The organism is Aminobacter sp. P4_D5 (assembly GCF_056401815.1).
The window spans coordinates 1-8,315 of sequence record NZ_JBFUIP010000211.1 but is presented as its reverse complement, the minus strand read 5'-3'; the positions used below and the strand labels follow the sequence as shown (position 1 = coordinate 8,315).

8 protein-coding genes are annotated in these 8,315 nt (G+C 62.0%); 5 read left to right on the top strand and 3 right to left on the bottom strand.

Features of this window, described 5'->3' with window-relative positions; genetic code table 11:
* Together AC1DWF_RS28050 and AC1DWF_RS28045 are read right to left on the bottom strand one after the other, a co-directional pair.
* Window positions 1-756: GGDEF domain-containing protein (locus AC1DWF_RS28050; RefSeq protein WP_476842318.1), on the bottom strand; the 756-nt coding region annotated here is incomplete at its 3' end.
* Between the two features lie 217 nt (window positions 757-973).
* Complete coding sequence (locus AC1DWF_RS28045) at window positions 974-2,179, bottom strand: multidrug effflux MFS transporter (RefSeq protein WP_476786627.1); 1,206 nt, start codon at window positions 2,177-2,179, stop codon at window positions 974-976.
* 169 nt (window positions 2,180-2,348) lie between these two features.
* Between AC1DWF_RS28045 and AC1DWF_RS28040 the strand changes: the two genes are divergently transcribed.
* From AC1DWF_RS28040 to AC1DWF_RS28020, 5 genes are all read left to right on the top strand, one after another.
* Window positions 2,349-3,002 carry a TetR/AcrR family transcriptional regulator C-terminal domain-containing protein gene (locus tag AC1DWF_RS28040; protein ID WP_476804470.1) on the top strand — a complete coding sequence of 218 codons (654 nt, stop codon included), beginning with the start codon at window positions 2,349-2,351 and terminating at the stop codon, window positions 3,000-3,002.
* Between the two features lie 152 nt (window positions 3,003-3,154).
* Complete coding sequence (locus AC1DWF_RS28035) at window positions 3,155-3,694, top strand: SspB family protein (RefSeq protein WP_476788562.1); 540 nt, start codon at window positions 3,155-3,157, stop codon at window positions 3,692-3,694.
* A gap of 17 nt (window positions 3,695-3,711) precedes the next feature.
* Complete coding sequence (locus tag AC1DWF_RS28030; protein WP_476788563.1) at window positions 3,712-3,903, top strand: DUF4169 family protein; 192 nt, start codon at window positions 3,712-3,714, stop codon at window positions 3,901-3,903.
* Window positions 3,900-4,136, top strand: a complete 237-nt coding sequence (locus tag AC1DWF_RS28025) for a ribbon-helix-helix domain-containing protein (RefSeq protein WP_476787333.1) — start codon at window positions 3,900-3,902, stop codon at window positions 4,134-4,136. Before AC1DWF_RS28030 ends, AC1DWF_RS28025 begins: the two co-directional genes overlap by 4 nt.
* Window positions 4,137-4,404: 268 nt before the next feature.
* On the top strand, window positions 4,405-4,707 hold the full coding sequence (locus AC1DWF_RS28020; protein ID WP_476787334.1) for a BrnA antitoxin family protein: 303 nt from the start codon (window positions 4,405-4,407) through the stop codon (window positions 4,705-4,707).
* Between the two features lie 29 nt (window positions 4,708-4,736).
* Here the strand turns inward: AC1DWF_RS28020 and AC1DWF_RS28015 are convergent.
* A partial coding sequence (locus AC1DWF_RS28015; RefSeq protein WP_476842317.1) for an AsmA protein occupies window positions 4,737-8,315 on the bottom strand: 3,579 nt, incomplete at its 5' end.

The following is an 8,315-nucleotide window of genomic DNA, read 5'->3' as shown; positions in this document are numbered from 1 at the left end:
GACGTTGATCGCCTTGAACCGGTCGATGTCGAAGGCGACGATGCTCAGCTGTTCGCGATCTGTAGCCGGCAGTCGCGGGGCTCTGCTTTGCAGGCCACGGCGATTGAGCAAACCGGTCAGCGGATCACTGTCGCGCTCCGCCTTGAGCCCCAGCACGATGTCCGCGCAGACGACCACCAGCAACCCGAGTCCCATGCCAACCCCCAGCACCGACATGGTAAACTGCGCCCAGATCCAGAATTCGGATTCAAAAAATGCTTCGACGTTGTCAGATGGAACCGTGCTGCCGTCGAGCAGCACGCGCACAAAGAAGGTCAGGCCGAGACCAAACAGGAGCCAGACCATGGCGCGGTCGATGACGTTGCCGCGCACCAGGTCGCGCAGCTTCCAAGCACCGCTCAGGATGATGCAGCCCATACCGAGATTGAGCGCATAGACGCGGATCTGGAGATTGTTATCGATGTAATAGAAATAGCACAGCAGGCCGACGATGGCCGCAAACCAGATCGCGTGCAGGACCAGAGGCATCGACCTGCGTGAACGCGACAACACGCCTTCGACCAACAGCAGCGGTCCTGCGGCATACAGCATCGCGGAAACGATCGTGTTGTAACCAATATCAGGTGGCCACAAGGCGAATTGCACGACGGTCGCACTCCCGACAGCCGCGAACGCAAGCGAGAAAAACAGTAGATGCCGCCGGCGGCGCTCTAGCAGCCACACGCACAAGAACGTTGCTGCAAACAGCAGCAGCAAGGCGGAGGGAATGAACTTCAAGATTTTCGATGGCCTCGGGCGTCGTCGCTCTACTTCCGGTGGTCTTGGCAATGACTTACCGGCCCATGGGTAAATAAGACGATATCAAGGCTAGATGAAGATGGCGCGACATTTCGGCTCGACCCCGACAGTCATCGGGCGACCTCGGTACTAATGACTGTGGAGCCGGGCGACAAATGCCCGGCCCCGCTTGATTTCATTCCGCCGGGGCTTCGACTGCCATCTGGCTGCGACCAAGCGACACCTGGGCCAGCACAAAGGCAATGACGGCCGAGATGGTAATGCCAAAGACCATCGGCAGCGGCGTGCCGTCGAAGAACAGTCCTGCCACCGCCATGGCGACGGCACCGGTGGCAAAGTGCAGCGTGCCCATCAGTGCGGAGGCCGTACCTGCAATTTCGCCATGCTCTTCCATCGCCAGCACCGAGGTGGTGGGGATGACGAGGCCAAGGAAGCCGTAGCCGATGAACAACAGCGTTGCGAGCACGTCGAGGCGGTCGACGCCCGAAGCGAACACGGCGAGCAACACCACCATCATCGTTGCATAACCGACCACCGCGACCCTGACCACGCGCCGCAGCCCGAAGCGCTCGGTCAGCAATCCGGTCAGCTGTGACATGCCGATGAACGCCACCGCATTGATCGAGAAGAACACGCTGTAGACCGACGGCGACAGGCCATAATGGTCGATCAGGATGAACGACGAATTGGCGAGGTAGACAAAGAAGCTGGCGATGCCAAAGCCACCGATGAAAGTCAGGCTGAGGAAATTGCGGTCGCCGAGCAGGAAGCGATAGCCGCTGAGGGCGCTGCGCACCGAGCTTTCGGCGCGATGTTCAGCGGGCCGCGTTTCCTTCAGCGACGTCGACAACAGCACGATTGCCAGCATCGCGGCAGCAGTGACGACCCAGAACACGGCGCGCCAGCCGAAGCCTTCGATCACCAGGCTACCCGTCAGCGGCGCAAGGATCGGCGAAACGGAAAACACCAGCATCAACAGCGACATCAGCCGCGCTGCCTCGGTACCGGTATGCAGGTCGCGCACGATTGCGCGCGGCACCACCATGCCGGCCGAAGCACCAAGGCCCTGTACGACGCGGAAAAAGATGAGCCATTCGATATTGGGCGCGAGCGCTGCACCTACACCGCCGATGGCAAACAGCACCAGGCCGATATAGAGCGGCGCCTTGCGGCCGATCATGTCGGAGATCGGGCCAACGACGATCTGCGCCAAGCCCATGGCGAGGAAGAAGACGAGCAGACTCATCTGCACGGCGGCAGTGCTGGCGTTGAGGTCGGCGCCGATTGTTGGCAGCGCCGGAAGATACATGTCGATTGCAAACGGGCCGATGGCCGACAACAGGCCGAGCACGACCGCCACGCGGAGAAATTGGGGTGTCATGGTGTGATTCTTTCGGATCTGGTTTCCGCCGCGAAAACACGGCGACATGTAATCCAAGGACGTTCGGCAAACCGAGATTCCGACTCCTCCCGAACCGGCCTCTCAGCACCACGTCCATATTTTTAGACATACTTGTCCAAATCGTCAATCACCTGTATATAAAAATTCCATGACACCTGCCATCGCTCCTGACATTGCCGTCGCCCGCAGCCACACCGCCAAGCGCCACTCGATCCTCGATGCCGCGGCTGGCGTTTTCTGTCGTGAAGGCTTTGCCGGCGCCAACATCGACCTCATCGCCGCTGAAGCCGGCGTATCGCGCCAGACCGTCTACAATCATCACGGTGATAAGGAGAATCTGCTGGTCGCAGTAGTCCGAGAAATCACCGAACGCATCAACGCCAGCATTTTCGAGACCCTCGCCACCTTCCCCGACAAGCCCGTCGACCTGGAGGCCGAGCTGATCGCCTTTGCCGTGCGGCTCAACCAGAACTGCATGTGCAATCGCGACGGCAAGTTCCTGCGCAAGCTGCTGCAGACCGAAGGCGAGCGCTATCCCGAGCTTTTCGCAGGCTGGCGCGAACACGGCCCTGCCAAGACCTGGGCAGCCCTTGCCGCGCGTCTTGCCCGCCTCGCCCTAGCCGGCTGGCTCGATCTGGACGACCCCGACGTCGCTGCGCGCCAGTTTTTGGCTCTCGTCAATGCCGACCTGCAAATGGCGATGATTTTCGGCGATCCCCTCTCGGAAGAGCAGCTGCGTGCAGCAGCGACCAACGCCGTCCGCTGCTTCCTGCGCGCCTACGGCAAGGCACGACCAGCATAATTGGGGCCGCATGGACGTTCACGTCGTCCTGCAGCTTGCGAGCAGGCAAAGGCTGAAATCCCAAACATTCAATAGGGCGCTATATCCGGTTTACGGCGGCCTCAAGCTTGATTACAGGTAAGGGAACGATTCAATCGGACCCGCTTGTACATATGGCCGAAGACCAGATCCGCTACGACATTCTCGCCCAGGAGGCACTGCGTGGCGTCATGCGCAAGGTCCTGGCGGAAGTCGCGCGCACGGGCCTGCCGGGCAACCACCATTTCTTCATCACCTTCATGACCGGCGCGCCGGGCGTGCGCATCTCTTCGCGCCTGCATGAGCGTTATCCCGAGCAGATGACCATCGTCGTCCAGTTCCAGTATTGGGACCTCAAGGTGACCGACACCGGCTTTGAGATTGGCCTGTCTTTCTCCGATGTTCCGGAAAAGCTCGAGATCCCCTTCTCTGCCGTGCGCGGCTTCTACGACCCTTCGGTGAACTTCGAGCTCGAATTCGAGGTCAAGGCCGATCCGGTTGCCGCGTCTGAAGAAGCGCCGTCCAATCCGGAGCCCATCGCTGTGGTCAAGCCGCCGGAGCGCAAGACGGCACCGAAGAAGAAGGCCGGCGCCGCTGAGAAGGAAACGCCCGAAGAGCCAGCCCACGGCAAAGGCGCCGAAGTCGTTTCGCTCGACGCGTTCCGCAAGAAATAACCCGGCGGCGAGGTCGCATGGCCGACATCGTCAATCTTCGCCAGTTCAAGAAGCACAAGGCGCGCGCCGAGCGCGAGACCCTTGCCGACCAGAATCGAGTGCTGCATGGCCGCACCAAGGCCGAGAAGGCGCGCGACCAGCTGACCGCCGAGCGCGTTGAAAAGTTTGTCGACGGCCATCGCCGCGATCCCGAAAAGTCCGACCGGTGAGCCTGGTCGAAAAACGCTCGGTGACGATTCGCGGCCACCGCACCAGCTATTCGCTGGAAAAGCCGTTTTACGACGACCTCGTCGCCATCGCGGCCGCCCGCGCCATCACCCTTGCTGCTCTCGTCGCCGAAGTCGACAGCCAGCGCCCACGCGAAGCAAACCTTTCCTCCGCGCTCAGACTGTTTGTGCTGGAGCAGGCGAAGCTCGGCACTTCCAGGCGCGCCTGCCAGTAGAAGATTTCCAACTGGCGCGCCGCACTTTGCCAGGCTTTTTTTGTAATACGTTTATTCTTGACCGGGACCATTAAACGTATCGATTTTGCCCTGCTCGATGAGGATTTCTTCATGGGCGCCATCGTGCACGCAACAAAAACCAATCGCTTCAAGGCGATCGGCCCGTTTGCCGATGGTTCGATTGCGGTGATTTTGCAAGGCTGGGCCACGAAGGCGTTTCGGTCATTTCGATGCGTCCTGCCAGTCCACACGAACGAAGGCTGCTCAAATGACGGGAAAGCCAACCAGGAAAGAATTCGAACCCGGCCACGGCTACACCAAGGAAGATTGGGACGAAGTTTCCGACAGTCCTGAATGGACAGAAGAAGAGTTCAGGACCGCAAAGCCATTCGCCCTGTTTCCAAAATGGGCAGAAAGCATTCGCCGCACCCGCGGCCGCCCTTCAATCGAAGCACCCAAGCAGGTCGTGTCGATCCGGCTCGATCCCGACGTGATTGCCAAGTTCAAGGCCACGGGCAAAGGCTGGCAAAGCCGTATCAACGACGTGCTGAAAAAAGCCAAAGTGGGCTAGCACGATAGTGCGGCTGGCAAAGACTCCGCCTACTGGCTCTGCAGCGTCTTGAAAAAATCGTCCAGGCTGAGCGGGTCGAGTTTCTTCGCCGGCACAGCGTCCGCCGGAGGAGCAGATTCGGTCGGTGCCGGCGCGTTCGGCGCCGCCATAGGCCGCGCTTCCGGCAAGGGTGCCCGTTGAACCTCCGGCGCGGGTTTTGCCGCTTCCGCCTCTAGCTTCGCCTTCTGCTCGGCCTCCAGCCGCGCCCTTTCCTCAGCCGCCTGCCGTGCCTGCTCTGCCTCGTGAAGGGCCTTTTCCCTGGCCGCCTGCGCGTCGGCTTCAGCCTGGCTCCTTGCAGCAGCTTCCGCCGCGCGTGCCTCCTCCTCGGCCTGCAGCCGCGCTGCCTCGGCTTGCGCCTTGGCCTCTTCTTCGGCTTTTATCCGCGCTTCTTCAGCCAGTCTCGCCTCTTCGGCGATGCGCTCTCGCTCGGCCTGCAGCGCCACGAAGTGGCGCGCCTCGCGCCGCAGCCGCTGCTTTTCCAGCAACACCGCCTGCATTGCCTCGACCCGCGCCTGCTCCTTTTCCAGCGCGCGCTGCGTCAGGAACTGCGCCATCGGCGCGCTGTCAAACAGCTGCACGGTTGCGCCCGGCTCACCTTCGACCTGGAAGCCCAGCATGGGCTCGGACCCGACCAAAGCCTCTTTGTCAGGCGCATACGCAATGCTGCCAATAGCCGCCACGATACCGGCGTTGAGGTCGGTACGCAGATCAGCCGTCAGCGTAGCGGCAGCGTTCTTCAGCGTCAGCGGCGGCGCACGCAAGACACCGCCAGCGATGGTGAACGCCACATCCGCCTTGTCGGCGACAAAGCTGCCCTTGCTCACGATCTCGGGTGCGAATTCGGCGACGCGCGCCGCATTGATGTCACGGCCCAAAACATTGGCCTTGGCGATCATTGGTCCAAACGCGTCGGGGTTGAAGCCAGGAATCGTCAGCCCATTGACCACAGCCGTACCCGAACCGGCCAGCGATGCGACCAGTCCTTCGACCGATTTGCCGCTTCCCGACAGCGTCGCTGAAAAATCGCCCTTGCCGCTAAGACCGCCCGCCCCCGGCATCGCCCCGACATCGGAACCCACGAGCTTCAGCTGGCCCGAAAGCAGCGCCGAGCCGTCATTGTTCTTGAGTTCGATCAGGCCTTCGAGGTCACCGCCCAATAGCTTGGCCTTGATGTTGGAGAGCCTGAGCGCCTGACTATCCATCTGCAACCCAAGCACGGCGTCAGTGGCCGTAGCCATAGGCTCCGCCAGAACAGTGCCGGCAGTGATTTGAAGGTCGGCGCTGAAAGGCGCTGCCGATTTTGGCGCAAAAGGTGCCGCTGGCCAAACCCCGCTGCCGCCCTCAAGTGCTGCCGCGCCCAACATCATCTCGGCGAAGGGCCTGAGGTCGAGTTCGTTGAGCATCAGGGATCCGCTGAGATGCGGCATGCCATCACGCATCTCCGCCCTAAGGTTCCCGGTCACCGTCCCTTGGTTGACGCTGCCGTCAAGCCTGTCGAACACCAGAGCGCCCCCGGTTAGGCTGGCATCAGTCGCAAGGTCCACCTGGGTGCCCATGCCCATGCTTGGCAGGGAAACGCCAGATGTCATCAGCCAGGGCTCTATGTTGGCAGCCTGCAGCGTCAGCCGGCCATTCAGGCTCGGGCCATCGTCGCGCAGCGCCACGGTGCCGGTAAAGCCAGCCGAGGCGTCGTCGCCTTTCAGGCTAGTCCTGACTTCAAGGCCGTTTTGTGGAGCACCGTTCGCCGTCAGCTGCAGCTCGCCCGGCCCGGTCACGCCAAGCGGCAGCACAGGCAGCCCAGCCAGCGCCATCAGGCTGGTGGCGTCTTCATTACGGGCAGAAAAATCGAGCTTCAGCTGCGACCTTGCGAGCGCATTTGGTATCGCCTGTGCCGACAGCGTCGCCAGAAGGTCCGAACCTCCAGCAACACCCTGGCCGCTAAGCGCAACACCTGTCGAGCCATCGCCATTTTCCACAGCACTGGCGACGAAATCGATCCGGGCGTCGGTCAACAGATCAGGATATGCCGCCGCGCGTGCCGCAAGCCCAGTCAGCAGATGGTTGTCAGGCGACTGCTTCGCTGCCAGCGCGACCAGCGGCGCCAGGTCGACCGCCACCACCGAGGCATCGAGATTACCCGTAGGCGCCGCAGGAAAATCCTTGATCCGCCCGGTGGCACTGAGCGACGCACCAGCCAACCCACCAACCGACAGCCGGTCGATCTCCAGAACGCCTTCGCGCAGGCGCAGCGCTGTATCGAGCGTGTCCGCACTCAGGCCGGCAAAATTGACCGGCCCGGCCTTCACGGCGAGATCGAGGTCGGCATCGGTGAAGCGGTTGGCCCCCTGGTCGGTCACGAACAGTGAGGCGAAGGCGCGCAGGCCTTCAACGTCGAGTTCGCCGCCATCGAGCTTCATCGTCACCGAAGCCCGCGCATCGTCCGGCAACATGCTGTCCAACTCGCCGGTGAATTTGGCTTTGCCGAGGATCAGCTCGATGTCGTCGAATTTCTGCTGCTCGCGTGTCAGCGCCACCTTGGCCTTGAAGCCCGCGGCAGGCAGCCGGCGCACGGCCTCGTCGACATCATTGGCCACCCACGCAGCAAAACCCGAGGGCTGACCAACAGCCAAAAGCAGTTGCCCGTCGAAACCCAGATTGTCGTCGGTACGCAGGAAGCCGCTGGCTTCAAGCCGCGTGCGGCCAGGCAGCGTCGCTCCCAGCGACTTCAACTTCCAGCCACCATCGCCCGGTTCAGCCGACAGTTTGACGTCACGCACCGTCGTGTCGCCTGCAACGATCGCCGGTAGATCGAGATCGACAGTACCGGGAATGGTCGGGCGCGGCAGCTCGACCAGAACCTTTTGCAATGCCGTCAGACGCTGTGAAAACGAAAACGCAGCACCTGTCTTTTCGCCGCCGACCGCCTCGTCGAAACGCACCTGCGCGCCCTTGGCCGAGATCATGAAATGCGGTGCCGCGCCAAGATCGATCTCGGCAGTGCCATCGGCGGTGTAGGGATCGTCGAGCGGGCCGCTTTCGAAACGGAATTCTTCGACACCGAGCTTGGCATGGTTGAGGGCGAACTTGCCTTTCAGCCGCAAGCCCGGCTCGGACGGCTTGGCTGGCACCTTGGGCTTTTCGCCATCAGCCGGCGCCAGCACCTCGGGCTGAGCCTCGACCAGGCTGAACCCGCCGGAATAAAGCGCCCGGCCCTTGTCCATGCTGGCATTGCCGTCGCTTTCGAGCGTGAAGCCGTATCGCTCCGGCGTCGCACGCAGCCTGAGCCGCATCTGGCCTGTCGGATCAACGGAGCCGGTCGAGGCCGACAGTTGCGTTTTCATGCCGTCGATGCGAAGGGCGCCATCGACGCGCCACGGCCCGGCAAGCGACTTGGCCGACACAGTCGTATTGATGTCCGACAAAAGATGCTCGCGTCCGCTCGCGGCGTGGCGCAGCGTGATCTGTCCCCCGGTGATCGTCAGCTTTTCGATCGAGATTTTTTTTGCATCAAACGGCGCAGATGGCCGGATCGCCCAGTCGACCACACCGTCGGCAGCCACGTCGATCAC

What these genes read in the sequence shown, in the direction of transcription:
- AC1DWF_RS28045 (WP_476786627.1), bottom strand. Translation starts at nt 2,179, where the DNA reads ATGACACCCCAATTTCTCCGCGTGGCGGTCGTGCTCGGCCTGTTGTCG.
- AC1DWF_RS28040 (WP_476804470.1), top strand. Translation starts at nt 2,349, where the DNA reads ATGACACCTGCCATCGCTCCTGACATTGCCGTCGCCCGCAGCCACACC.
- AC1DWF_RS28035 (WP_476788562.1), top strand. Translation starts at nt 3,155, where the DNA reads ATGGCCGAAGACCAGATCCGCTACGACATTCTCGCCCAGGAGGCACTG.
- AC1DWF_RS28030 (WP_476788563.1), top strand. Translation starts at nt 3,712, where the DNA reads ATGGCCGACATCGTCAATCTTCGCCAGTTCAAGAAGCACAAGGCGCGC.
- AC1DWF_RS28020 (WP_476787334.1), top strand. Translation starts at nt 4,405, where the DNA reads ATGACGGGAAAGCCAACCAGGAAAGAATTCGAACCCGGCCACGGCTAC.